We start from the raw sequence: 25,311 nt of genomic DNA on the forward strand, positions 1-25,311 counted from the left end.
CAATCCGGGCCTTGTCGTTTTTGCGTTATTTCTGCTCCGGGGCCTTCATGACCGTATCCTTCGTTCACCTGCGTCTGCATACCGAATTCTCCCTGGTCGACGGCCTGGTCCGGGTCAAGCCCTGGCCAAGGCAGTGGCAGGGCTGGGCATGCCGGCGGTGGCGGTCACCGACCAGAGCAACATGTGCTCGCTGGTGAAGTTCTACAAGACCGCCATGGGCGCCGGCATCAAGCCGATCTGCGGGGCCGACATCTGGCTCGCCAGCCGCGAGGAAGATGGCCCGCTCAGCCGCCTGAGCCTGCTGGCGATGAACGCGAAGGGCTATCGCAACCTCACCGAGCTGATTTCCCGCGGCTGGAGCGAAGGCCAGCGCAATGGCGAGATCATCATCGAGCGCGACTGGGTCAAGGAGGCGGCGGAAGGCCTGATCGCGCTGTCCGCGGCCAAGGAAGGCGAGATCGGCCACGCGCTGCTCGACGGCGAGGAGGCCAAGGCCGAGGCGCTGTTGCGCGAGTGGATGGAGGTGTTCCCCGAGCGCTTCTACGTCGAAGTGCAACGTACCAGCCGGGTCAACGACGAGGAGCACCTCCACGCGGCGGTGGCTCTGGCGTCACGCTGCAACGCGCCGCTGGTGGCGACCAACGACGTGCGCTTCATCAAGCAGGACGACTTCGAGGCCCACGAGACCCGCGTCTGCATCGGCGAGGGCGGACCCTCGACGATCCGCGGCGGCCGCGTACCTATTCGGACCAGCAATACCTGAAGTCGCCGGCGGAAATGGCCGAGCTGTTCAGCGACCTGCCGGAAGCGTTGGAAAACACCGTCGAGATCGCCAAGCGCTGCAACATCGAGGTGCAGCTGGGCAAGTACTTCCTGCCGGACTTCCCCACGCCCAATGGCATGGGCATCGACGACTACCTGCGGCACGCCTCCTTCGAAGGTCTCGAGGAGCGCCTGGAGGTGCTGTTGCCGAAGGATACCCCGGACTACGAGGCCAAGCGCCAGGTCTATGTCGACCGTCTGAACTTCGAACTCGATATCATCATCCAGATGGGTTTCCCCGGTTACTTCCTCATCGTGATGGACTTCATCAAGTGGGCGAAGAACAACGGCGTGCCGGTAGGCCCCGGGCGGGGCTCGGGCGCCGGCTCGCTGGTGGCCTACGTGCTGAAGATCACCGACCTCGATCCGCTGGCCTACGACCTGCTGTTCGAACGTTTCCTCAACCCGGAACGGATCTCCATGCCCGACTTCGACGTCGACTTCTGCATGGAGGGCCGCGACCGGGTGATCGACTACGTGGCCGACGCCTACGGGCGCAACGCGGTGAGCCAGATCATCACCTTCGGCACCATGGCGGCGAAGGCGGTGGTACGCGACGTGGCTCGGGTCCAGGGCAAGTCCTACGGTCTCGCCGACCGGCTGTCGAAGATGATCCCGTTCGAAGTCGGCATGACCCTGGATAAGGCCTACGAGCAGGAAGAAATGCTCCGCGACTTCCTCAAGAGCGACGAGGAAGCCGCCGAGATCTGGGAGATGGCCCTCAAGCTGGAAGGCATCACCCGCGGTACCGGCAAGCACGCCGGTGGCGTGGTGATCGCGCCGACCAAGCTGACCGACTTCTCGCCGATCGCCTGCGACGAGGAAGGCGGCGGCCTGGTGACCCAGTTCGACAAGGACGACGTGGAGGCGGCCGGCCTGGTGAAGTTCGACTTCCTCGGTCTGCGGACCCTGACCATCATCAAGTGGGCGATGGAGATCATCAACCGCGAGCAGGCCAAGAAGGGCCTGGAGCCGGTGAACATCGACTTCATCCCGCTGGACGACAAGCCGACCTATTCGCTGCTGCAGAAGGCCGAGACCACTGCGGTGTTCCAGCTCGAATCGCGCGGCATGAAGGAGCTGATCAAGAAGCTCAAGCCGGACTGCCTGGAAGACCTCATCGCACTGGTGGCGCTGTTCCGCCCGGGTCCTCTGCAGTCGGGCATGGTGGACGACTTCATCAACCGCAAGCACGGTCGCGCCGAGCTGTCCTATCCGCACCCCGATTACCAGTACGCCGGCCTGGAGCCGGTGCTCAAACCCACCTACGGCATCATCCTGTACCAGGAACAGGTGATGCAGATCGCCCAGGTCATGGCCGGCTATACCCTCGGTGGCGCGGACATGCTGCGCCGGGCGATGGGCAAGAAGAAGCCCGAGGAAATGGCCAAGCAGCGCGGCGGTTTCATCGAGGGTTGCAAGAACAACGGCATCGATGCCGATCTCGCGGGCAACATCTTCGACCTGGTGGAAAAATTCGCCGGCTACGGCTTCAACAAGTCGCACTCGGCAGCCTACGGCCTGGTCTCCTACCAGACCGCCTGGCTGAAGACCCACTTCCCGGCGCCGTTCATGGCCGCGGTACTCACCGCGGATATGCAGAACACCGACAAGGTGGTGACGCTGATCGAAGAATGCCGGCACATGAAGCTGCGCATCGTGGCGCCGGACGTGAACAACTCCGAGTTCCGCTTCACCGTCGACGACGATGGCCGGATCGTCTATGGCCTGGGCGCGATCAAGGGCGTCGGCGAGGGGCCGGTGGAGGCGATCACCGAATGCCGCGCCGAAGGCGGGCCGTTCAACACCCTGTTCGACTTCTGCGACCGCGTCGACCTGAAACGCATCAACAAGCGCACCCTGGAAGCGCTGATCCGCGCCGGTGCGCTGGATCGCCTGGGGCCGCACTACCACGACGAGCTAAAGGCCTACCAGGCTACCGTCGACCTCAACCGCGCCGTGCTGCTGGCGGCGATGGAGGAAGCGATCCAGGCCGCCGAGCAGACCGCGCGCAGCCACGACAGCGGGCACATGGACCTGTTCGGCGGAGTCTTCGCCGAGCCGGAGGCGGATGTCTACGCCAACCACCGCAAGGTCAAGGAGCTGACCCTCAAGGAACGCCTGAAGGGCGAGAAGGACACCCTCGGCCTGTACCTGACCGGCCATCCGATCGACGAGTACGAAGGCGAGGTGCGGCGCTTCGCCCGCCAGCGCATCGTCGAGCTGAAGCCGGCGCGCGATACCCAGACGGTGGCCGGGCTGATCGTCAACCTGCGGGTGATGAAGAACAAGAAGGGCGACAAGATGGGCTTCGTCACCCTAGACGACCGCTCCGGACGGATCGAGGCCTCGCTGTTCTCCGAAGCCTTCGCCGCGGCCCAGTCGCTGCTGCAGACCGACGCGCTGGTGGTGGTCGAGGGCGAGGTCAGCCAGGACGACTTCTCCGGCGGACTGCGCCTGCGCGCCAAGCGCGTGATGAGCCTGGAGGAGGCGCGTACCGGCCTGGCGGAGAGCCTGCGGATGAAGCTGCACGCCGACCTGTTGAAGGGCGATCGCCTGCGCTGGCTGGGCGAGCTGTTCAACCGCCATCGCGGTTCCTGCCCGATCACCCTGGACTACACCAGCGCCGACGCCAAGGCCCTGCTGCAGTTCGGCGAGAGCTGGCGGGTGGATCCGGCGGACGATCTGATCCAGGCATTGCGTGACCAGTTCGGGCGCGACAACGTCTTCCTCAATTATCGTTAATCGCGATGGGCGATAACGCCGTTGTTCCGCGCTCTGCGGCGGGAAAACGCGGATCGCCCTTGCTCCCGGCTCGACCCCTGGCGCCCGATCCCGTAAGGTAGGGCGCCAAACGGAAACGGCCCACTAGAATCTGCGCACGACGGAAGCCTATGAACCCGAACTTTCTTGATTTCGAACAGCCGATCGCCGACCTGCAAGCCAAGATCGAAGAGCTGCGCCTGGTGGGCAACGACAATGCGCTGAACATCAGCGACGAAATCTCGCGTCTGCAGGACAAGAGCAAGGCGCTCACCGAAAACATCTTCGGCAATCTGTCCAGTTGGCAGATCGCCCAGCTCGCGCGCCATCCCAAGCGTCCCTATACCCTCGACTACATCGGCTACCTGTTCAGCGATTTCGAGGAACTGCACGGCGACCGGCATTTCGCCGACGACCCGGCGATCGTCGGTGGCGTTGCCCGCCTCGACGGTTCCCCGGTGATGGTCATCGGCCACCAGAAAGGCCGCGAAGTCCGTGAGAAGGTCCGGCGCAACTTCGGCATGCCGCGTCCGGAAGGCTATCGCAAGGCCTGCCGCCTGATGGAAATGGCCGAACGCTTCAAGATGCCGATCCTCACCTTCATCGACACGCCCGGCGCCTACCCGGGCATCGATGCCGAGGAACGCGGCCAGAGCGAGGCGATCGCCTGGAACCTGCGGGTGATGGCGCGACTGAAGACGCCGATCATCGCCACCGTGATCGGCGAGGGCGGTTCCGGCGGCGCGCTGGCCATCGGTGTCTGCGACCAGTTGAACATGCTGCAATACTCCACCTATTCGGTGATCTCGCCGGAAGGCTGCGCCTCCATCCTCTGGAAGACCGCCGAGAAGGCGCCGGAAGCCGCCGAGGCCATGGGCATCACCGCCGAGCGCCTGAAAGGCCTGGGCATCGTCGACAAGGTCATCGACGAACCGCTGGGCGGCGCCCATCGCGATCCGGCGAGCATGGCCGAATCGATCCGTGGCGAACTGCTGGCGCAACTGAAGATGCTCCAGGGCCTGGAAATGGGTGAGTTGCTGGAGCGTCGTTACGACCGCCTGATGAGCTACGGCGCGCCGTAAGCCATCCGGCGCACTGGTACGATCGACAAGCCCGGCATTCGCCGGGCTTGTCGCATGAGGAGCGCAAGCATGCCGGCGGTGCCGCTCGAATCCCGTCTGTTACAGGCCCTGGCGCCCTGGCGCGAAGCGGGGGCTGGTGCGTGGCGTTTTCCGGCGGGCTGGATTCCACGGTGTTGCTGCATCTGCTCGCCCAACTGGCCCGGAGCGAAGCCTTGCCGGCGCTGTCGGCGCTGCATGTCCACCATGGCTTGCAGGCTGCGGCGGACGGTTGGCCGGCGCACTGCCAGGCGGTCTGCCGATCGCTGGGTATCCCGCTGCGGGTCGAGCGGGTGCAGGTCGCCGTTGGCGGCAGCATCGAGCAGGCGGCGCGCGACGCCCGCTATCGCGCATTCCAGGCGAACCTGGGCGAGGGACAGGTGCTGCTCACCGCGCAGCACCTCGACGACCAGGCCGAGACCTTGCTGTTCCGCCTGTTGCGTGGAGCGGGCCTGCGCGGCCTGGCGGCGATGCCGGCGAGCCGGCCGCTGGGCGGCGGCCGCCTGTGCCGACCCTTGCTCGGGGTTTCCCGCGCCGAACTGGAAGCCTATGCGCAGACGCACCGGCTGGACTGGGTGGAGGATCCTTCCAACCAGGATCCGCGCTTCTCGCGCAACTACCTGCGCCGGGAGATCATGCCGCGTCTCGCCTCCCACTGGCCGCAGGCCGTCGCCGGCATGGCGCGCTGCGCGGCGCATCTGCGCGAGGCCGAAGACCTGCTGGCTGAACTGGCCGCCATCGACCTCCGGGCCTGCCGCCAACCCTCGGAACTGGATTGGCCGGACTGGCTGGATCTGCCCCGGATCGCCCTGGAGCCTCTGCGCCGCCTCAGCGCTGCGCGCCAGCGCAACCTGCTGCGGGCCTGGCTGGGACAGCTGACGCGGTTGCCGGACAGCGACCATTGGGCCGGCTGGGAGTCGTTGCGCGATGCCGGCGACGATGCCGACCCGATCTGGCGCCTGGAGAGCGGCGAGCTGCGTCGCGGCGCGGGGCGGATCTGGTGGTTGCCGGCGGACTGGCGGGCGGCGGCGGGACCGTTCGTCTGGGAGCGTCCCGCTCATCCATTGCTTCTTCCCGGCAATGGTCGGCTGGCGTTGCTCGGCGAGGTTCCGGCGGGGCCGTTGCGCGTCGACTACCGGCGGGGTGGGGAGGTGCTGGCCCTGGCCGGGCGCGGTCGCCGCGACCTCAAGCGATTGCTCAACGAAGCGGGCGTACCGAGCTTCCTGCGCGGTCGTTTGCCGCTGCTCTTCCGAGCCGACGAACTGCTCGCGGTGGCCAACATTCCTGGCCTGGACAGTCCCCGCGAGGGGGCTGGCGACTGTCCTGGAGCCCGCCGACGAACGACCCGGGTTTGAGCTAGTAAGCCGTTTCCAGTAGACTACGCTCCCGTCTTGTACTGCTCCCGCCGATTCCTCCGGAATCAGCAGGAGTTTGCTTTGCCCACGGATTTGTCCGTGGCGGAGCTGGCCTCCTTCTCCGAATCCCCGGCGGTTGATCCCGCCTAAACGCTGACTTCTAGGGTTTTTCATGACGCGCTACATCTTCGTCACGGGTGGTGTTGTTTCTTCATTGGGGAAAGGCATCGCTTCGGCTTCTCTGGCTGCGATCTTGGAAGCGCGTGGCCTGAAGATCACGATGCTCAAGCTGGACCCTTACATCAACGTGGACCCGGGCACCATGAGCCCGTTCCAGCACGGTGAGGTCTTCGTGACCCAGGACGGCGCCGAGACCGACCTGGACCTGGGCCATTACGAGCGCTTCGTTCGTACCACCATGACCCAGAACAACAACTTCACCACCGGCCGCGTCTACATGGACGTGTTGCGCAAGGAACGCCGCGGCGACTACCTGGGCGCCACCGTGCAGGTGATCCCGCACATCACCGACGAGATCAAGCGGCGCATCATCAAGGGCGCCGGCGATGCCGACGTCGCCCTGGTGGAGATCGGTGGCACCGTCGGCGACATCGAGTCGCAGCCGTTCCTCGAGGCGATCCGCCAACTGCGCGTCGAGATCGGCGCCAAGCGCGCGATGCTGATGCACCTGACCCTGGTGCCGTACATCGCCACCGCCGGCGAGACCAAGACCAAGCCGACCCAGCACTCGGTCAAGGAGCTGCGCTCCATCGGCCTGCAACCGGACGTGCTGGTCTGCCGTTCCGACCACCCGATCGACGTCTCCTCGCGGCGCAAGATCGCGCTCTTCACCAACGTCGAGGAGCGCGCGGTGATCGCCCTGGAAGACGTCGACACCATCTACCGCATCCCGTCGGTGCTGCATGCCCAGGGCCTGGACGACATCGTCGTCGAGCGCTTCGGCCTGGAGTGCGGGCAGGCCGACCTGTCCGAATGGGACCGGGTGGTCGATGCCAAGCTCAACCCCGAGCGTGAAGTCACCATCGCCATGGTCGGCAAGTACATGGAACTGCTGGACGCGTACAAGTCGCTGATCGAGGCGATGACCCACGCCGGCATCCAGAGCCGCACCAAGGTCAACCTGCGCTACATCGACTCCGAAGACATCGAGCAGCAGGGCACCAGCCTGCTGGAAGGCGTCGACGCCATCCTGGTCCCGGGCGGCTTCGGCCTGCGCGGCGTGGAAGGCAAGATCAGCACCGTGCAGTACGCCCGCGAGAACAAGATCCCCTACCTGGGCATCTGCCTGGGCATGCAGGTCGCGGTCATCGAATACGCCCGCAACGTGCTCGGCTGGAGCGACGCCAACTCCACCGAGTTCGACAAGTCCAGCGGCCATCCGGTGGTCGGCCTGATCACCGAATGGCAGGACGCGACCGGCGCCACCGAGATCCGCACCGAAGCTTCCGACCTGGGCGGCACCATGCGCCTGGGCGCCCAGGAGTGCCAGCTGCAGACCGGCACCTTGGTGCACGACTGCTATGCCAAGGACGTGATCGTCGAGCGCCATCGCCATCGCTACGAAGTGAACAACAACCTGCTGCCGCAACTGGAACAGGCCGGCCTGAAGATTTCCGGCCGCTCCGGCGACGGCGCCCTGGTGGAAGTGGTCGAGGCCCCGGAGCATCCGTGGTTCGTTGCCTGCCAGTTCCACCCGGAATTCACCTCCACACCGCGTGATGGCCACCCGCTGTTCAGCGGTTTCGTCAACGCCGCGCTGAAATATTCCGGGAAGGCCTGAGCATGGCACAGAAGATCGTTCGCGTCGGCGATATCCAGATCGGCAACGACCTGCCGTTCGTGCTGTTCGGCGGCATGAACGTGCTGGAGTCGCGCGACCTGGCCATGCAGGTCTGCGAAGAATACGTACGGGTTACCGAGAAACTCGGTATCCCCTATGTGTTCAAGGCCAGCTTCGACAAGGCCAACCGTTCCTCGATCCACTCGTTCCGTGGTCCGGGCCTGGAAGAGGGAATGAAGATCTTCGAAGAGATCAAGAAGACCTTCAAGGTACCGGTCATCACCGATGTCCACGAGCCGTTCCAGGCCCAGCCGGTGGCCGAGGTCTGCGACATCATCCAGCTGCCGGCCTTCCTCTCGCGACAGACCGACCTGGTGGTGGCGATGGCCAGGACCAACGCGGTGATCAATATCAAGAAGGCCCAGTTCCTCGCGCCCCAGGAGATGAAGCACATCCTGACCAAGTGCGAGGAAGCCGGTAACGACCGCCTGATCCTCTGCGAGCGCGGCTCCTCCTTCGGTTACAACAACCTGGTGGTCGACATGCTCGGCTTCGGCATCATGAAGCAGTTCGAGTACCCGGTATTCTTCGACGTCACCCACGCCCTGCAGATGCCTGGCGGTCGCGCGGACTCCGCCGGCGGCCGGCGCGCCCAGGTCACCGACCTGGCCAAGGCCAGGCTCAGCCAGAAGCTCGCCGGGCTGTTCCTCGAGGCCCATCCGGACCCCGAGCACGCCAAGTGCGACGGTCCGTGCGCGCTGCGCCTGAACAAACTCGAAGCCTTCCTGTCCCAGCTCAAGCAACTGGACGAGCTGATCAAGAGCTTTCCTGCAATCGAGACTGCCTAGTCTCCTCAGACCGCCCCGTTCATTCACTTCGGAGTGTTAACAAGAATGGCAAAGATCGTCGACATCAAGGGCCGTGAGGTCCTGGACTCCCGCGGCAACCCTACCGTTGAAGCGGACGTGATCCTGGACAACGGCATCGTCGGCAGCGCCTGCGCGCCTTCCGGTGCTTCCACCGGTTCCCGCGAGGCCCTCGAGCTGCGCGATGGCGACAAGAGCCGTTACCTGGGCAAGGGCGTGCTGAAAGCCGTGGCCAACATCAACGGCCCGATCCGCGACCTGCTGCTGGGCAAGGACGCGGCCGACCAGAAAGCCCTCGACCACGCGATGATCGAGCTGGACGGCACCGAGAACAAGGCCAAGCTGGGCGCCAACGCGATCCTCGCGGTGTCCCTGGCTGCCGCCAAGGCCGCCGCACAGGCCAAGGGCGTACCGCTGTACGCGCACATCGCCGACCTCAACGGCACTCCCGGCCAGTACTCCATGCCGGTGCCGATGATGAACATCATCAACGGCGGCGAGCATGCGGACAACAACGTCGATATCCAGGAATTCATGGTCCAGCCGGTCGGCGCGAAGAACTTCGCCGAGGCGCTGCGCATGGGCGCCGAGATCTTCCATCACCTCAAGGCCGTGCTGAAGGCCCGTGGCCTGAACACCGCCGTCGGTGACGAAGGCGGCTTCGCGCCGAACCTGTCGTCCAACGAAGACGCCCTGGCCGCCATCGCCGAGGCCGTCGAGAAGGCCGGCTACAAGCTGGGCGACGACGTGACCCTGGCCCTGGACTGCGCCTCCAGCGAGTTCTTCAAGGACGGCAAGTACGACCTGGAAGGCGAAGGCAAGGTATTCGACGCCGCCGGTTTCGCCGACTACCTGGCCGGCCTGACCCAGCGCTACCCGATCATCTCCATCGAGGACGGCATGGACGAGTCCGACTGGGCCGGCTGGAAAGGCCTGACCGACAAGATCGGCGCCAAGGTCCAACTGGTCGGCGACGACCTGTTCGTGACCAACACCAAGATCCTCAAGGAAGGCATCGAGAAGGGCATCGGCAATTCGATCCTGATCAAGTTCAACCAGATCGGTTCGCTCACCGAGACCCTGGAGGCCATCCAGATGGCCAAGGCCGCCGGCTATACCGCGGTGATCTCGCACCGCTCCGGCGAAACCGAGGACTCGACCATCGCCGACCTGGCCGTGGGTACCGCCGCCGGTCAGATCAAGACCGGTTCGCTGTGCCGCTCCGACCGCGTGTCCAAGTACAACCAGTTGCTGCGCATCGAAGAGCAACTGGGCGCCAAGGCGCCGTACCGTGGTCGCGCGGAATTCCGCGGCTGAGCCTAGTCTGGTACGGTGAAGGGGTGGCAAGAGCCACCCCTTTTCTTCTCAAGGAGTTCGAGGCTTGAGGTTACGTAGCCCCTACTGGCTGTTCGTGGTGCTGATCCTGGCGCTGGCGGGCCTGCAATATCGCCTGTGGGTCGGCGATGGCAGCCTGGCGCAGGTGCGCGACCTGCAGAAGCAGATCGCCGACCAGCATGGCGAGAACGAGCGCCTGCTGGAGCGCAACCGGATTCTCGAAGCCGAAGTCGCCGAGCTGAAGAAAGGCACCGAGACCGTCGAGGGCGTGCGCGGCACGAGCTCGGCATGGTCAAGGACGGCGAAACCCTCTACCAGCTCGCCAAGTGAGCTGACGACCCTTCTCCCGATGACGACTTCCGACCTTCCCGCCTTCTGGACGGTGATCCCCGCCGCCGGCGTGGGTTCGCGCATGCGCGCCGACCGCCCGAAGCAATATCTCGATCTTGCCGGTCGCACCGTGATCGAGCGCACCCTCGATTGTTTCCTCGAACACCCGATGCTCAGGGGCCTGGTGGTCTGCCTGGCCGAGGACGATCCCTACTGGCCCGGGCTGGACTGCGCCGCCAGCCGGCATGTGCAGCGCGCCGGGGGCGCCGAGCGCGCCGGCTCGGTGTTGAACGGCTTGCTGCGCCTGCTGGAGTTGGGGGCACAGGCCGACGACTGGGTGCTGGTGCATGACGCCGCGCGGCCGAACCTGACCCGCGGCGACCTCGACCGCCTGCTCGAAGAACTCGCCGAAGATCCGGTCGGCGGGCTGCTGGCGGTGCCGGCGAGGACACTCTCAAGCGCTCCGACCGCGACGGCCGGGTCAGCGAAACCATCGACCGCTCGGTGGTCTGGCTGGCCTATACGCCGCAGATGTTCCGCCTCGGCGCCCTGCACCGGGCGCTGGCCGATGCGTTGGTGGCCGGCGTGGCGATCACCGACGAGGCTTCGGCGATGGAGTGGGCCGGCTATGCGCCGAAGCTGGTGGAAGGGCGCGCCGACAACCTGAAGATCACCACCCCGGAAGACCTGCTGCGCCTGCAGCTGGTTTTCCGCACTGAACCCTGGCACAAGAAAGCCGACCCGAGGGTCGGCTTTCTTGTCGTTGCAGGCTCGCTCGTTCAGCTTTCCAGCGGCACCTCTATGAGGAAGCGGAACAGCGCGCCATGCTGCTCCACCGCCAGGCATTTGTAGCCCTGGCGCTGGGTATCTTCGGGAATCCCGTGGACCGATTGCGAGCAGTCGGTGACCACTTCCAGGCGTTCGCCCGGCTGCATGGTCGCCAGGGTTTCCAGGGTGGCGATGGCGTTGTACGGGCAATGTTCGCCGCGCAGGTCAAGCGACAGGGTCGGTTTGTCGGTCTGGCTCATGGTTCGGTTTCCGCGGTCGGGTGAATCGGGAGGCGTTCAGTTGCACCAGCAGCAGGCACAGGGCCAGGCCGGCGAAGGTCAATAGCAGGCCGTTGCCGGGCCCGAAGCTTTCCAGCAGGTTGAGCTTGGGATAGGGCAGGGCGAGGCGGGTGCCCAACTGGTCCCAAAGATCGCCACCAGGGTTCCGCCGATGACGTTGCCGATGCCGACCACCCAGAAGTGCACCTGGCCCTCCATCGAGCGGTACATCCAGCCGGTCTCGCAACCGCCGGCGAGGACGATGCCGATGCCGAAGAGAATGCCGCCGATGATCGCATTCGGGCCCATCCAGAAGATCTTCGGCGCGACGCCCAGGCGGATCGCGGCGAAGGTACCGATGCAGGCGGCCGCCATGCCGAGCAGGATGCCGAAGGCGGCGCGGGTCCGGCCGGTGGTCCAGAGGTCCCGTGCGGCACTGGTGAAGCAGATCTGCGCGCGCTCGATCAGGCCGCCGAACAGCAGGCCGAACAGGCAGGCCATGCCCAGCACCAGCGATACCTCGAAGCGCCAGGCGGCGAACAGCGCGGCGAGCGCCAGCACCGCCAGGCCCAGGCGGGCCTGCAGGCGTGCGCGTCGGGCCAGGCTTTCGGCGCTGGGCAGGGCGCTGGCCGTGGCGCCGACTTTCAGCGGTGTGCGCAGGAACGGCAGCAGGCTGATCTTCACGCCGATCCAGGCGCCGCCGACGGTGGCGAACATGAAGGCCCAGGCGTGCAGGGAAAACATCGGGATACCGGTGAAGAACGCCGCCAGGTTGCAGCCCATCGCCAGGCGCGCGCGCCGAAGCCGGCGACGATACCGCCGACCAGACCCTGCAGCAGGCGACGTTTGCTGGTCGGCCAGCGCAGGCTGACGTTGCCGGCCCAGAGGGCGCAGCACAGGGCGCCGAGGAACATGCCGATGATCATCACTCCGTCGATCCGGTCCAGCGGCGTGCCTTGAAGGCCGATCAGCCTGAAGTAGCTCCAGTCCTGTGGCTGGTAGCCGAACCAGGACAGCACGTGGCCGCCCCAGCGGGTGAATTCGCCGGTCACCGCCCAGAAGGTGCCGGTGAGCGCGAAGTAGTAGGCGGAGGCGACGCCGAGGGCGACCAGCGCCGGCAGCGGCGACCAGAACCTCACCAGGTAGCGTTGGCGAAACGCATTGAAGGCAGACATGCGACTTCCTTGAATCGATAGCGGGTGGAACGGGAAACCGCCAAGTCTATCGCAGCGGTGAATCGCCTTACTGCTTCAGCGCAGGTTTTTCTCCCCGGCGAGTCCCGGATGGGATTGCGCCAGGCCTTCCTTGAGATAGTCCACCAGTTGCCTGACTTTCGGCGACAGGTGCCGCTGCTGCGGGTACAGCGCCCATACCGCGGTATTCGGCGGCTGGTGGCCTTCCAGCAGGGAGACCAGGCGGCCGCTGCGCAGATGCTCGATCACATAGTAGTCGGGCAGCTGGCACAGGCCGAAGCCGCGCAGGGCGGCGTCGAGCACCGCCTGGCCGCTGTTGCAGCGCCAGTTGCCCTGGACCCGGTGCTGGGTTTCCCGGCCGTCCTCGAGGAAGCTCCACAGGTCGCTGCTGCCGATCAGGCAGTTGAACTGGCCGAGTTCCGCCGGCGACTGCGGAGTGCCGTGGCGGCGCAGGTATTCCGGGGTGGCGCAGAGGTACATGACGCGTGGTGCCAACCGTGTGGCGACCAATCGCGAATCGCTCAGGCGGCCGAGGCGGATGGCCAGGTCGAAGCCCTCGTGGAGCAGGTCCAACTGGCGGTTGGACAGCTCGATGTCGACCCGCAGTTGCGGATAGTCGGCCATGAAGGCATTCACCAGCGGCACGATGAAACGTTCGCCGTAGGCTACCGCGCAGGTCATGCGCAGCAGGCCCTTGGGCTCCGCGGAGAGGTCGCTGACCGCGCGCAGGGCTTCGTCGCGGGCGTCCTGCAGGCGCTGGCAATGTTGCAGGAAGGTCTGTCCGGCTTCGCTCAGCGATACTCGCCGGGTGCTGCGGTAGAGCAGGCGGGTCTGCAGGCGCTCCTCCAGGCGGGCGACCTGGCGGCTGATGTGCGACGAGGAAACGCCCATGCGTTCGGCTGCCGCGGTGAACTGCCCGGTTTCGGCGACAGCGACGAATTCGTCGAGTCCTTCCCAGCGATTCATCTGGATTGTCCCTGTATGGCAATAATGTTTTGATTATTGCCTGATTATTCCTTGAAACGCGGTTTTCTACACTTTCCGTTTCAGTGGGTCGCTTAGCGGCCCGCCGGCTTCCATCGTTCAGGAGTTCCCAGATGATCAAGTCCCGTGCCGCCGTCGCCTTCGCCCCCAACAAGCCGTTGGAAATCGTCGAGGTGGATGTGGCGCCGCCGCAGAAGGGCGAGGTACTGGTGCGCATCGTCGCCACCGGCGTCTGCCATACCGATGCGTACACCCTGTCCGGCCAGGATTCCGAGGGGTGTTCCCGTGCATCCTGGGCCACGAAGGTGGCGGCATCGTCGAAGCGGTGGGCGAGGGCGTGACCTCCCTGCAGGTGGGCGACCATGTCATCCGCTCTACACCGCCGAGTGCGGCAAGTGCAAATTCTGCCTGTCCGGCAAGACCAACCTCTGCCAGGCGGTGCGCGCCACGCAGGGCAAGGGCCTGATGCCCGACGGCACCAGCCGTTTCTCCTACAAGGGCGAGCCGGTCTTCCACTACATGGGCTGCTCGACCTTCTCCGAATACACCGTGCTGCCGGAAATCTCCTGGCGAAGATTCCCAAGGACGCGCCGCTGGAGAAGGTCTGCCTGCTTGGTTGCGGCGTCACCACCGGGATCGGCGCCGTGCTGAATACCGCCAAGGTGGAAGAGGGCGCTACCGTTGCCATCTTCGGCCTGGGCGGTATCGGCCTGGCGGCGATCATCGGGGCGAAGATGGCCAAGGCCGCGCGCATCATCGCGGTCGACATCAACCCGGGCAAGTTCGACATCGCCAGGGAGCTGGGCGCCACCGACTTCATCAATCCGAAGGACTACGACAAGCCGATCCAGGACGTCATCGTCGAACTGACCGATGGCGGCGTCGACTACTCCTTCGAGTGCGTCGGCAACGTGCAGTTGATGCGCGCCGCGCTGGAATGCTGCCACAAGGGCTGGGGCGAGTCGGTGATCATCGGTGTCGCCGGCGCCGGCCAGGAAATCAGCACCCGGCCGTTCCAACTGGTCACCGGCCGCGTCTGGCGCGGTTCGGCGTTCGGCGGGGTGCGCGGGCGCAGCGAGCTGCCGAGCTATGTCGAGAAGGCGCAGAAGGGCGAGATCCCGCTGGATACCTTCATCACCCACACCATGGGGCTGGAGGACATCAACGAGGCCTTCGAGCTGATGCACGAAGGCAAGAGCATCCGCACCGTCATTCATTACTGACAAGCCGTCGCGGCGGGCCCTGCGGCTCGCCACGACCGTTTCCTGGAGGTCACGTGAAGGATTCCCTCGAACTGATCGGCAGCCAGAAGACCTTCGGCGGCTGGCACCAGCGTTACCGTCATTTTTCCCGGACCCTGAACTGCGAGATGGTCTTCGCCATCTACCTGCCGCCCCAGGCCGAGCCGGAGGCGGCGCTGCCGGCCCTGTACTGGCTGTCCGGGCTGACCTGTACCGACGAGAACTTCATGCAGAAGGCCGGCGCCCAGCGGGTCGCCGCCGAACTGGGATTGGTACTGGTGGCGCCGGATACCAGCCCGCGCGGCAGCGGTGTCCCCGGCGATCCCGACGGCGCCTGGGACTTCGGCCTGGGCGCAGGCTTCTACCTGAACGCCACGCAGGAGCCCTGGGCCGCGCACTACCGCATGCACGACTACGTGGTGCACGAGTTGCCGGCGCTGATCGAGGCGCATTTCCCGGTGTCCCGGCGGCGCGGCATCAGCGGGCACTCGATGGGTGGGCATGGCGCGCTGGTTTGCGCGCTGCGCAACCCGGGGCGCTACCTGTCGCTGTCGGCCTTCGCGCCGATCTGCCATCCGAGCGATTGTCCCTGGGGCCAGAAGGCGTTCTCCCGCTACCTGGGCGAGGACCCGGCGGCCTGGCGCGAGTGGGATGCCTGTGCGTTGCTCGAGGGTGCGTCCGAACGCTTGCCGATCCTGGTCGACCAGGGCGAGCGCGACGACTTCCTCGCCGTCCAGCTCAAGCCGGAAGCGCTACGCAATGCGGCGGACAAGGCCGGCCACCCGCTGGAGCTGCGTCTGCAACCAGGTTACGACCACAGCTACTACTTCATCGCCAGTTTCATCGAGGATCACCTGCGCCATCATGCCGGGGTTCTCAACGGTTGATCCGCGATACCTGAAGCCTGTCCCGATCCGGGGTAGAATCACGCCCTGATTCCAACCAGGGCGTTTTTCATGCGAATTGGCCATGGCTACGACGTGCATCGCTTCGGCGAGGGCGACTTCATCACCCTCGGCGGTGTGCGCATTCCCCACAAACATGGGCTGGTCGCCCACTCCGACGGCGACGTGCTGCTGCACGCCTTGTCCGATGCGCTGCTCGGCGCGGCGGCGCTGGGCGACATCGGCAAGCACTTCCCGGACACCGACCCGCGGTTCAAGGGCGCCGACAGTCGCGCGCTGCTGCGACACGTGGTCGCCATCGTCGCCGAGAAGGGCTGGAAGGTCGGCAACGTCGACGCCACCATCGTCGCCCAGGCGCCGAAGATGGCGCCGCACATCGAGACCATGCGCGGGTTGATCGCCGAGGACCTCGGCGTCGCGGTCGACCAGGTCAACGTCAAGGCCACCACTACCGAGCGGCTAGGTTTCACCGGACGCGAAGAGGGCATTGCTGTACATGCGGTCGCTTTGCTGATGGCCCGATGAGCGTTCTCGGCGAACTCGACCTGCTCGGGCCGCGCGCCCATGGGGCAGCCTGCGGCGAGGCGGTGCTCAAGGCCGTGGCCGAGGACTTCCAGGTCGACGAGGTGCTGGACATTCCCCTCAGCGGTGAAGGCGAGCACCTCTGGTTGTGGGTGGAAAAGCGCGGATTGAACACCGAGGAGGCGGCCCGTCGCCTCGGCCGCGCCGCCGGCGTGCAGCAGAAGAACGTCAGCTACGCCGGGTTGAAGGACCGCCAGGCCCTGACCCGGCAATGGTTCAGCCTGCACCTGCCGGGCAAGGCCGATCCCGACCTGGGCGCAGCCGAGGGCGCGGACCTGCGGATTCTTCGCTGCACCCGTCATTCGCGCAAGTTGCAGCGAGGCGCGCATGCCGCCAACGGCTTCACCCTGCGTCTGACCGGGCTGCGGGCGGAGCGTGCCCTTCTCGACGCGCGCTTGGAACGTATCGCCGCGGACGGCGTGCCCAATTATTTCGGCCTGCAACGCTTCGGCCACGGCGGCGGCAACCTGGTCGACGCGCGCAGTTGCGCGGAACAGGACCTGCTGCCGGCGAACCGCAACCTGCGTTCGCGCTTCCTTTCCGCCGGGCGCAGCTGCCTGTTCAATCGCCTGCTCGCCGAGCGGGTCGCGGAGGGTAGCTGGAACCGGGCAGCGGTCGGTGACCTGCTGGCCTTCACCGACAGCCGCAGCTTTTTCCTCGCTGGCGAGGAAGAATGCCGCGATGCCCGTCTGGCCGCCCTCGACCTGCACCCCACCGGACCGCTCTGGGGCGAGGGCGATCCGCCGAGCGGCGCCGGCGTCCTCGAACGCGAGCTGGCCCTGGCCGGGCGCGAGCCGGCGCTCTGCCGCTGGCTGGCGAAGGCGGGCATGGCGCACGAACGGCGCATCCTGCGGCTCCCCATCCAGGGGCTGGCGTGGCATTATCCCGAACCTGATGTTCTGCAACTGGAATTCGTCCTGCCGGCCGGTTGTTTCGCCACCGTAGTGGTGCGTGAAATCCTCGACCTGGTACCGACAGGGCAGACGGAAAACCCATGCGCATACTGATTGCCAACGACGACGGGGTGACCGCACCCGGTATCGCCGCGCTTTACGACGCGCTGGCGGATCATGCCGATTGCGTAGTGATCGCCCCCGACCAGGACAAGAGCGGCGCCAGCAGTTCCCTGACGCTGGACCGCCCGCTGCACCCGCAGCGCCTGGACAACGGATTCATCAGCCTCAACGGCACGCCGACCGACTGCGTGCACCTGGGCCTGAACGGCTTGCTGGAGGAATTGCCGGACATGGTGGTCTCGGGTATCAACCTGGGCGCCAACCTCGGCGATGACGTCCTCTATTCCAATACCGTGGCGGCGGCCATCGAAGGGCGCTTCCTGAAGGGGCCGGCCTTCGCCTTCTCGCTGGTCTCGCGGTTGACGGACAACCTGCCCACTGCCATGCACTTCGCCCGCCTGCTGGTCTCCGCCCACGAGCGCCTGGCCGTGCCGCCGCGTACCGTGCTCAACGTCAATATCCCGAACCTGCCGCTGGATCGCGTACGTGGTATCCAACTGACCCGCCTCGGGCACCGCGCCCGTGCCGCCGCACCGGTGAAGGTGGTCAATCCGCGCGGCAAGGAAGGCTACTGGATCGCCGCGGCCGGCGATGCCGAGGATGGCGGGCCGGGGACGGATTTCCACGCGGTCATGCAAGGCTACGTGTCGATCACTCCGTTGCAGCTGGACCGTACCTTCCACGAAGCCTTCGGCGGCCTCGACGAGTGGCTGGGAGGACTGACGTGATGTCCGAAGACCTGCATCGCCGGGGTATCGGCATGACCTCCCAGCGTACCCGAGAGCGCCTGATCCAGCGCCTGTACGAAGAAGGCCTGTCCAACGCCCACGTGCTCGAGGTGATCCGCCGCACGCCGCGTCATCTGTTCGTCGACGAGGCGCTCTCGCATCGCGCCTACGAAGACACCGCCCTGCCGATCGGCCACAACCAGACCATTTCCCAGCCGTTCATGGTGGCGCGGATGACCGAGTTGCTGCTGGCGGCCGGCCCGCTGGACAAGGTCATGGAGATCGTACCGGGTCCGGCTACCAGACCGCGGTGCTGGCGCAACTGGTCGAGCGGGTCTTCTCCGTCGAGCGGATCCAGGCGTTGCAGGACAAGGCCAAGGAGCGTCTTGCGGAGCTAAACCTGCGTAATGTTGTCTTTCGTTGGGGCGATGGCTGGGAGGGCTGGTCGGCGTTGGCTCCCTACAATGGAATCATCGTCACCGCGGCGGCCACGGAAGTCCCGCAGTCGTTGCTGGACCAGTTTGGCCCCGGGGGCGCCTGGTGATCCCGGTCGGTGGCGGCGAGGTCCAGCAACTGATGCTGATCGTCCGCACCGAGGACGGGTTCAGCCGCCAGGTACTCGACTCGGTACGTTTCGTCCCGCTGCTCAACGGCCCGATCGCCTGAGCCGGCGGCCGGCGTCGCCGGCCCGATTGAACGAAAGCGAAGAAGATGGATAAGGGGAAGGATTGAGGCTAGCAGCGACCCTGCGGCAATGGACTCGGCTCTACGGTGGCTGCCACCTGTTGCTCGGGGCCGTTGTCTGTTCCCTTCTCGCCGCCTGTTCGTCGTCGCCTCCCGGCGGAGTCAAGGTCGTCGATCGCAACGGTTCCGCGCCTGCCGCTGCGCGGCGTACGCCGGTCACCAGCGGGCAGTACATCGTGCGCCGCGGCGACACCCTGTATTCCATTGCCTTCCGCTTCGGCTGGGACTGGAAAGCCCTGGCCGCGCGCAATGGCATCGCGCCGCCCTATACCATCCAGGTCGGTCAAGCTATCCAATTTGGTGGGCGGGCATCGACGCAACCGTCCGTCGCGAAAAACACGCCGGTCGTCGCTGCGCCCGTGGCGACCAAGCCTACCCCGGTTCCACCCGCAGTTAGTACGTCGGTACCTGCCAAGCCCGCACCGGCTCCGGCCTCGACCACGACCCCACCCAGCAGCGGGCGCGACTCCCGTCGTCGCGGGGCCTGCGGTGGGGGTGAAGCATGGCCCGCGAGCGGTACTCTGATCGGCCGTTTTGCCTCAAACGGAAGTTTGAATAAAGGGATTGATATAGCCGGTCAATTGGGCCAGCCTGTCCTGGCTGCGTCTGGTGGGACCGTTGTATACGCCGGTAGTGGTTTGCGGGGCTACGGCGAGTTGGTCATCATCAAACACAACGAGACCTACGTGAGTGCCTACGGTCACAACCGCAGGCTGCTGGTGCGGGAAGGGCAACAGGTCAAGGTAGGGCAATCGATTGCCGAGATGGGCTCCACAGGAACCGATCGGGTGAAGCTGCACTTCGAGATTCGCCGCCAGGGTAAGCCTGTCGATCCACTGCAATATTTGCCACGTCGCTGACCGGGAGTTCGCCCGCCCACATCATGTAGGTGAGCGGGTCCGGGCGTGTCCAGCGGGAAAGGAATCGCCCGGGCTTGAGTCGAACTCATGCAAGGGATAACGACATGGCACTCAAAAAAGAAGGGCCGGAGTTTGACCACGATGATGAAGTGCTCCTCCTGGAGCCCGGCATCATGCTGGACGAGTCGTCTGCCGACGAGCAGCCTTCTCCCAGGCAACTCCAAAAGCCACCACTTCCTTCTCTTCCAAACAACACAAGCACATCGACTACACGCGCGCGTTGGACGCAACGCAGCTGTATCTCAACGAAATCGGTTTCTCGCCCCTGTTGACGCCCGAAGAGGAAGTCCACTTCGCTCGTCTGGCGCAGAAGGGCGATCCCGCTGGTCGGAAGCGGATGATCGAGAGCAACCTGCGGTTGGTGGTGAAGATCGCCCGGCGCTATGTCAATCGCGGACTGTCCCTGCTCGACCTGATCGAGGAAGGCAACCTAGGCCTGATCCGCGCCGTGGAGAAGTTCGATCCGGAGCGCGGATTCCGGTTCTCGACCTACGCCACCTGGTGGATCCGCCAGACCATCGAGCGGGCCATCGCCAGACCAGACCCGGACCATTCGCTTGCCGATCCATGTGGTCAAGGAGCTCAACGTCTACCTGCGTGCGGCGCGGGAACTGACCCCAAGCTCGACCACGAACCTTCGCGAAGAAATCGCCAACCTGCTGGAGAAGCCGGTCGCCGAGGTCAAGCGCATGCTCGGCCTGAACGAACGGGTGACTTCGGTGAGACATCTCTCTTGGTCGGACTCGGACAAGACCCTGCTGGATACGCTCACCGACGATCGCCCCACCGACCCGTGCGAGCTGCTGCGGGATGACGATCTCAGCGAAAGCATCGACCAGTGGCTGACGGAACTCACCGACAAGCAGCGTGAGGTGGTGATTCGCCGCTTCGGCTTGCGCGGGCACGAAAGCAGCACGCTGGAAGAGGTCGGCCAGGAAATCGGCCTGACCCGCGAGCGGGTTCGTCAGATCCAGGTCGAGGCGCTGAAGCGCCTGCGGGAGATCCTGGAGAAGAACGGCCTGTCGAGTGACGCGCTGTTCCAGTGACGGAAAACCTTAGACCCACTGAAGACCCGGCGTTCGCCGGGTTTTTTGTGTCTGCTCTTGTAAGCATTAACTTACACGGCGTGTGAGCCTAAGTAGATAAATGCCCGGGAGGTTTGCCAAAAACGCTCGGTGAATTTAAGTAACTTATTGAAAATAAAGGAATATATTTTTCTAAAATGACTGCCGAAGAAGCTTCGCTGGGTTTTCTGGCAGGTTGCGGAAGCACAGGAATCGCTAATATCACTCCTGCGTACAGGAACACGCAACCCCGAAGGATCGGGGAAGGGACGTCGCCAGGGAGGCGATTCATCAGGACGATGACGAGGGACTGAAGAGTGGGCGGGTAATACCCGCCCCCTTTTTGCCTGCCGTTTTACTCGTCGCCAAAGAAAGGCCCGCTGTTTGCGGGCCTTGGCGCTATCAGCGCTCAGATGCTGGAGCTTGCCGGCGACGCCGTCCCATTCCTCAGCGTCGGGCAGGGCATCGCTTCTTCTCGGTGATGTTCGGCCAGACTTCCGCCAGCTCGCTGTTCAGCTCGATGAATTCCTGCATGTTCTCCGGCACTTCGTCTTCGGAGAAAATCGCCTGGGCCGGACATTCCCGGGCTCGCACTGGGGCGCAGTCGATGCACTCGTCCGGATGGATGACCGGGAAGTTGGGTCCTTCGTAGAAGCAGTCCTACCGGGCAGACTTCCACGCAGTCGGTGTATTTACACTTGATGCAGTTGTCGGTGACGACGAAGGTCATTTTCTAGTTCTCTCCTCAGGCGGGCGGCTAAAGCGCGCGCGATTCTAACAGCTTGTGCGGTAGTCCGTCAGACCCGCATCTTCCAGCGTGCATATAACAGATCGAGAAGCTTGCCGCGGGCTGATATCGTCAGGATTGATCCTCGACAGTTCATCGATCACCGGGTGCGTGGCAGGCTGGCGAACAGGTCGCTCTGCATCGGCGAGGCGGGCTTGCCGCTCTGCTGGCTCGGCATCTCGTGCGGCGGGCTACCTGCAGTGGTTTCAGGCGCTTGAGGTGTTCGCGGGCGCGCTGGATTACCTGCAGGGCCGGCACGCCGGCCAACCTGGGCCACCGCGAGGCCAGCTCTTCGCCGGTCCGGCAATACATCGGTGCAGGAACACGATGCGTTCATTGTGCTCGGTCGCGTTCAGGTGCGTTGGCTACCGCGGGCTGGCTTTCCGGCAGTACGGTCAGTTCGAAAAGTGGGTGGCGAACGGTGTGAAGGCGCGAGTCAGGCCAGGTCCTCGGCCGCTGCCCGGGCAGCGACAGGCCGTCGAAGGTGCTGGTGCCGCGGCCGACCTCATCCATCAGCACCAGCTCTTGTCCAGTGGCGTTGTGCAGGATGTTGGCGGTTTCGCTCATCTCCACCATGAAGGTCGAGCGGCCGCCGGCCAGTCGTCGGACGAGCCGATGCGGGTGAAGATGCGGTCCACCGGGGACAGCTCGCGGCGCAGCCGGAACGAAGCTGCCGATATGCGCAAACAGCACGATCAGCGCGGTTTGCCGCATGTAGGTGGATTACCGCCCATGTTCGGACCGGTGATCACCAGCATCCGGGTGTCGGCATCCAGCGCCAGGTCGTTGGCCACGAACGGCGTCTCCAGCACCTGCTCGACCACCGGATGGCGGCCCTGCTCGATGTGCAGGCAGGTGTGTTCGACGAACCGCGGGCGATTCAGGTCGAGGTTCAGCGCGCGTTCGGCGAGATTCGCCAGCGTCCGGCTCCGCCAGCGCCGAGGCGCTGTCCTGGAGCGGGCGAGATGGCCGATCAGGCGTTCCACAGCTCTTCGTAGCGCGCCTTCTCGCGGGCCAGGGCGCGGCTCTGGGCCGACAGCGCTTTGTCGAGGCCTTCAGTTCCGGCGTGATGAAAGCGCTCGGCGCCTTTGGGGTCTGCCGGCGGATGTAGTCGGCCGGCGCCTGTTCGGCCTGCACCCGTGGCGGCTCGATGAAGTAGCCATGGATGCGGTTGTAGCCGACCTTCAGGTTGGGCAGGCGGTGCGGGCCTTCTCGCGCTTCCAGGTCCATCAGGAATTGCCCGGCGTTTCGCTCAGCGCCTGCAGCTCGTCCAGCTCCGCGTCATCAGCCAGTCTTGATCACGCCACGTCGCGGATCACCGCTGGCGGGTTGTCGATGATCGCCTTGGCCAGCAGTTCGGCGAGTTCGGGATGAGTGCCGATGGTGGTGGCCAGCGCCTGCAGGTGCGGCGCTTCCAGTTCGGTCATGGCGTTCCGGGTCCGGCAGCGCCGCCAGCGCGTCGCGCGGCGCGCCAGGTCGCAGGGCGGGCGTTGCGCAGGCCGATGCGGGCGAGGATGCGTTCGAGGTCGCCGATTTCCTTGAGCTGCGGTTGCAGGTTCTCGAAGCGGTAGCGTTCCAGCGAGCAGGCGATGGACTCCTGGCGGGCTTCAGTACCGCGCGGTCACGCAGCGGACGGTTCAGCCAGCGGCTCATCAGGCGGCTGGCCGCGGTCTGGCAGCGGTCGACCACCGATTGCAGAGTGTTCTCGCGGCCACCGCTGAGGTTGATATCCAGCTCAGGTTGCGGCGGCTGGCGCCGTCGAGATCACCGTGTCATCAGGCGGTCGTGGCGCAGGCTGCGCAGGTGCGGCAGGGCGGTACGCTGGGTTTCCTTGGCGTAGGCGAGCAGGCGGCCGGCGGCGCCGATGGCCAGGTCAGGTTCTGGCAGCCGAAGCCTTTCAGGTCCTGGGTGCCGAATTGCTGGCAGAGGCTCTTGTGCGCCGAGTCGCGATCAAGTCCCATGGCGCGCGGCGACGTACGCCGCGGCGCCTGCTCCAGCAGGCCCTGGCGCCAGTCGTCGGGAATCAGCTCGGCCGGGTTGAGCGCTCCAGTTCGGCCAGCAGGGTTTCCCAGCCTTTATCTCCTGGACGCTGAAGCGGCCGCTGGTGATGTCCAGCACGGCGAGGCCGAACAGGCGCTCGTCGCCGAGGATCGCCGCCAGCAGGTTGTCGCGGCGTTCGTCGAGCAGCGCTTCGTCGCTCACCGTACCGGGGTGATGATCCGCACCTGGCGCTCCACCGGCCCCTTGCTGGTGGCCGGATCGCCGATCTGCTCGCAGATCGCCACCGACTCGCCGAGCTTGACCAGCGGCGGGTAGCCCTCCGCGGAATGGAAGGGAATGCCTGCCATCAGGATCGCCTTGCCGCCGGACTGGCCGCGTGCGGTCGGGGTGATGTCGAGCAGTTTGGCGGCCTTCTTCGCGTCCTCGTAGAACAGCTCGTAGAAGTCGCCCATGCGATAGAACATCAATTGGTCGGTGCTGATGCTTGGTTGATACTGCTGCATCATCGTGGCGTGCTGAGAGGTCGGTCATACGGGCCTGGAAGCGGGCTTTGGACGGTGCAAAAGAGGGCAATGTTAGCCCGATTCACCGGCCTGTGTCGGGTCCGTTCGGAACCGGCGCGGACCTCGGTCTGCGCCTGTGCGAGGCTTTGCGGCGTGCCGCGTGCCTAGCTGGCGCCGAGCTTCTGCCGACCGTCGGGCGGTTGATCTGCGCCGGGTCGAGACGCCAGACCCGCGCCGCGGCGTGTCACCGAGCGAGCTGTGGGTCGGGTCGAACGAAGTGCTGGAGAAGATCAGAGTAGTCCTCGTTCACCGGCGCGGCGTCGGAATTGTCGCCCTGGCAGTGGTTGAGCGGCAGGATCGCCGGGGGTGCCGGGCGGGCTGTTGGGTACGACCATGGCCAACTGGTCGTTGCCGGCCGGCTGGGTGCGCGGAAAGGCGGTATAGTCGCGTACCACCGGGTAATAGTCGCGGCCCCCGCGGCCGAGTGGCGAGGGCGCTGACCTGTTCTCCGGTTCCTGCGCACCACCGCAGAGCTGTCGCCGGCTCCTGTCGCGTAGACCACGTACTTGCCTGAGGGGTGAGGAACGGCATCGACTCTTCGGTGCTCAGCCGTCGCCGGTCACGGCTTTCCGGCGCTCACGCCGCGCGCTGCCATCGCCATTGAAGACCAGGGTGGCGAGGCGGATGTCGCCCTCGTGCTGAGCACGACCTGGCGGCCGTCGAGGCGGATCCTCGTTGCGACCGCCGATGGCCGCGATCAGGTTGCTCGGCGCCTGGGTACCGCCGATGGCCCAGGCGAACGTGCCGAGCGCCATTCTGGCGGCCCGGTCGGGTAGCCCGTCCGGGGAGAATGCGCATTCATCGGGTCCGATGTTCAGCCGGGCTGGTTGAGCTGGCGGGTGCTCTTGCTCTTGAAATCGTGCAGGTAGAGGTTCGAGGCCGTACTCTCCATATAGCTGTGGTAGGCCAGGCGCACCCAGGCGCGGGCAGGCTGCTGGCGGGTTACGGGGCCAGGTTGGCGGTGCAGGCCGCATGGGCGAGGCTGGCAACGGGAGAGGGTGGGCGAGGGAGCAGAGACCTTAGGTGGCGCGATGTTCATGGGGTGCCTTTCCGGACGGTGATGGAGCACGCATGTTCGCGCATTCGCTGCCTTCGCGCGGTTGCGCTTGTCCGAGCTTCTTCTGAATGGAAAAGCCGATGGTGTAGG

General features: G+C 65.5%; 16 protein-coding genes and 12 pseudogenes. 17 read left to right on the forward strand and 11 right to left on the reverse strand.

Annotation, left to right across the window (positions count from 1 at the left end; genetic code table 11):
• Positions 1–47: 47 nt before the first annotated feature.
• The 8 genes and pseudogenes from dnaE (at position 48) to ispD (ending at position 11,109) form a co-directional block, all read left to right on the forward strand.
• Positions 48–3,567, forward strand: a pseudogene (dnaE, locus tag LE197_RS36605) (DNA polymerase III subunit alpha).
• A 149-nt stretch (positions 3,568–3,716) separates the two neighbouring features.
• Positions 3,717–4,667, forward strand: coding sequence for an acetyl-CoA carboxylase carboxyl transferase subunit alpha (gene accA, locus LE197_RS36610; RefSeq protein ID WP_003109333.1), 951 nt, complete (start codon positions 3,717–3,719; stop codon positions 4,665–4,667).
• A 69-nt stretch (positions 4,668–4,736) separates the two neighbouring features.
• Positions 4,737–6,063 (forward strand): annotated as a pseudogene (gene tilS, locus LE197_RS36615) (tRNA lysidine(34) synthetase TilS).
• A 167-nt stretch (positions 6,064–6,230) separates the two neighbouring features.
• The gene (locus tag LE197_RS36620) at positions 6,231–7,859 is read left to right on the forward strand and encodes a CTP synthase (protein ID WP_003092366.1); all 1,629 of its coding nucleotides are present in this window, start codon (positions 6,231–6,233) and stop codon (positions 7,857–7,859) included.
• A gap of 2 nt (positions 7,860–7,861) precedes the next feature.
• A complete protein-coding gene (gene kdsA / locus LE197_RS36625) occupies positions 7,862–8,707 on the forward strand; it encodes a 3-deoxy-8-phosphooctulonate synthase (RefSeq protein WP_226033838.1) in 846 nt (281 codons plus the stop codon).
• Positions 8,708–8,752: 45 nt separating this feature from the next.
• Positions 8,753–10,042 (forward strand): phosphopyruvate hydratase, encoded by a 1,290-nt coding sequence (gene eno, locus LE197_RS36630; RefSeq protein WP_003092364.1) that lies wholly within the window; start codon positions 8,753–8,755, stop codon positions 10,040–10,042.
• A gap of 64 nt (positions 10,043–10,106) precedes the next feature.
• Positions 10,107–10,390 (forward strand): annotated as a pseudogene (gene ftsB / locus LE197_RS36635) (cell division protein FtsB).
• A 19-nt stretch (positions 10,391–10,409) separates the two neighbouring features.
• A pseudogene (gene ispD, locus LE197_RS36640) lies at positions 10,410–11,109 on the forward strand (2-C-methyl-D-erythritol 4-phosphate cytidylyltransferase).
• A gap of 60 nt (positions 11,110–11,169) precedes the next feature.
• Here the strand turns inward: ispD and yedF are convergent.
• The 3 genes and pseudogenes from yedF to gfnR all read right to left on the reverse strand — a co-directional run bounded on the left by yedF (position 11,170) and on the right by gfnR (position 13,595).
• Complete coding sequence (gene yedF, locus LE197_RS36645) at positions 11,170–11,418, reverse strand: sulfurtransferase-like selenium metabolism protein YedF (RefSeq protein ID WP_003092358.1); 249 nt, start codon at positions 11,416–11,418, stop codon at positions 11,170–11,172.
• A pseudogene (yedE, locus tag LE197_RS36650) lies at positions 11,384–12,611 on the reverse strand (selenium metabolism membrane protein YedE/FdhT). The gene yedF and the pseudogene yedE overlap by 35 nt, the downstream one beginning before the upstream one ends.
• A gap of 75 nt (positions 12,612–12,686) precedes the next feature.
• Positions 12,687–13,595, reverse strand: coding sequence for a glutathione-dependent formaldehyde neutralization regulator (gene gfnR / locus LE197_RS36655; RefSeq protein WP_003098564.1), 909 nt, complete (start codon positions 13,593–13,595; stop codon positions 12,687–12,689).
• Positions 13,596–13,726: 131 nt separating this feature from the next.
• Here gfnR and LE197_RS36660 point away from each other — a divergent pair.
• The 9 genes and pseudogenes from LE197_RS36660 to LE197_RS37415 all read left to right on the forward strand — a co-directional run bounded on the left by LE197_RS36660 (position 13,727) and on the right by LE197_RS37415 (position 20,795).
• Positions 13,727–14,836 (forward strand): annotated as a pseudogene (locus LE197_RS36660) (S-(hydroxymethyl)glutathione dehydrogenase/class III alcohol dehydrogenase).
• Between the two features lie 53 nt (positions 14,837–14,889).
• The gene (fghA, locus tag LE197_RS36665) at positions 14,890–15,741 is read left to right on the forward strand and encodes an S-formylglutathione hydrolase (RefSeq protein ID WP_003113869.1); all 852 of its coding nucleotides are present in this window, start codon (positions 14,890–14,892) and stop codon (positions 15,739–15,741) included.
• A gap of 69 nt (positions 15,742–15,810) precedes the next feature.
• The gene (gene ispF, locus LE197_RS36670) at positions 15,811–16,284 is read left to right on the forward strand and encodes a 2-C-methyl-D-erythritol 2,4-cyclodiphosphate synthase (protein ID WP_003098560.1); all 474 of its coding nucleotides are present in this window, start codon (positions 15,811–15,813) and stop codon (positions 16,282–16,284) included.
• A complete protein-coding gene (gene truD / locus LE197_RS36675; protein ID WP_226033839.1) occupies positions 16,281–17,348 on the forward strand; it encodes a tRNA pseudouridine(13) synthase TruD in 1,068 nt (355 codons plus the stop codon). Before ispF ends, truD begins: the two co-directional genes overlap by 4 nt.
• Positions 17,336–18,085 carry a 5'/3'-nucleotidase SurE gene (gene surE, locus LE197_RS36680; RefSeq protein WP_226033840.1) on the forward strand — a complete coding sequence of 250 codons (750 nt, stop codon included), beginning with the start codon at positions 17,336–17,338 and terminating at the stop codon, positions 18,083–18,085. The genes truD and surE overlap by 13 nt, the downstream gene beginning before the upstream one ends.
• A gap of 32 nt (positions 18,086–18,117) precedes the next feature.
• Positions 18,118–18,751, forward strand: a pseudogene (locus LE197_RS36685) (protein-L-isoaspartate(D-aspartate) O-methyltransferase).
• Between the two features lie 62 nt (positions 18,752–18,813).
• Positions 18,814–19,689, forward strand: a pseudogene (locus LE197_RS36690) (peptidoglycan DD-metalloendopeptidase family protein).
• A gap of 328 nt (positions 19,690–20,017) precedes the next feature.
• Positions 20,018–20,227, forward strand: a pseudogene (locus LE197_RS37410) (sigma-70 family RNA polymerase sigma factor); the annotation flags it as partial.
• A gap of 79 nt (positions 20,228–20,306) precedes the next feature.
• Positions 20,307–20,795 (forward strand): sigma-70 family RNA polymerase sigma factor, encoded by a 489-nt coding sequence (locus tag LE197_RS37415; RefSeq protein ID WP_413247419.1) that lies wholly within the window; start codon positions 20,307–20,309, stop codon positions 20,793–20,795.
• 428 nt (positions 20,796–21,223) lie between these two features.
• Here LE197_RS37415 and fdxA read toward each other — a convergent pair.
• From fdxA to LE197_RS36730, 8 genes and pseudogenes are all read right to left on the reverse strand, one after another.
• Positions 21,224–21,543, reverse strand: a pseudogene (gene fdxA, locus LE197_RS36700) (ferredoxin FdxA); the annotation flags it as partial.
• 390 nt (positions 21,544–21,933) lie between these two features.
• Positions 21,934–22,314 (reverse strand): MutS-related protein, encoded by a 381-nt coding sequence (locus LE197_RS36705; protein WP_226033842.1) that lies wholly within the window; start codon positions 22,312–22,314, stop codon positions 21,934–21,936.
• Positions 22,296–22,586 (reverse strand): hypothetical protein, encoded by a 291-nt coding sequence (locus tag LE197_RS36710; protein WP_226033843.1) that lies wholly within the window; start codon positions 22,584–22,586, stop codon positions 22,296–22,298. The genes LE197_RS36705 and LE197_RS36710 overlap by 19 nt, the downstream gene beginning before the upstream one ends.
• 112 nt (positions 22,587–22,698) lie before the next feature.
• A pseudogene (locus tag LE197_RS36715) lies at positions 22,699–22,830 on the reverse strand (hypothetical protein); the annotation flags it as partial.
• Positions 22,831–22,898: 68 nt separating this feature from the next.
• On the reverse strand, positions 22,899–23,027 hold the full coding sequence (locus tag LE197_RS37010) for a hypothetical protein (protein ID WP_264086460.1): 129 nt from the start codon (positions 23,025–23,027) through the stop codon (positions 22,899–22,901).
• A gap of 523 nt (positions 23,028–23,550) precedes the next feature.
• The gene (locus LE197_RS36720; RefSeq protein ID WP_226033844.1) at positions 23,551–23,802 is read right to left on the reverse strand and encodes a hypothetical protein; all 252 of its coding nucleotides are present in this window, start codon (positions 23,800–23,802) and stop codon (positions 23,551–23,553) included.
• A complete protein-coding gene (locus tag LE197_RS36725) occupies positions 23,799–24,107 on the reverse strand; it encodes a hypothetical protein (RefSeq protein ID WP_226033845.1) in 309 nt (102 codons plus the stop codon). Before LE197_RS36725 ends, LE197_RS36720 begins: the two co-directional genes overlap by 4 nt.
• A 161-nt stretch (positions 24,108–24,268) precedes the next feature.
• Positions 24,269–25,203, reverse strand: a pseudogene (locus LE197_RS36730) (TolB-like translocation protein).
• Positions 25,204–25,311: the final 108 nt, after the last annotated feature.

Source organism: Pseudomonas sp. PS1(2021) (genome assembly GCF_020405165.1).
Taxonomy (GTDB): Bacteria; Pseudomonadota; Gammaproteobacteria; order Pseudomonadales; family Pseudomonadaceae; genus Pseudomonas; species Pseudomonas aeruginosa.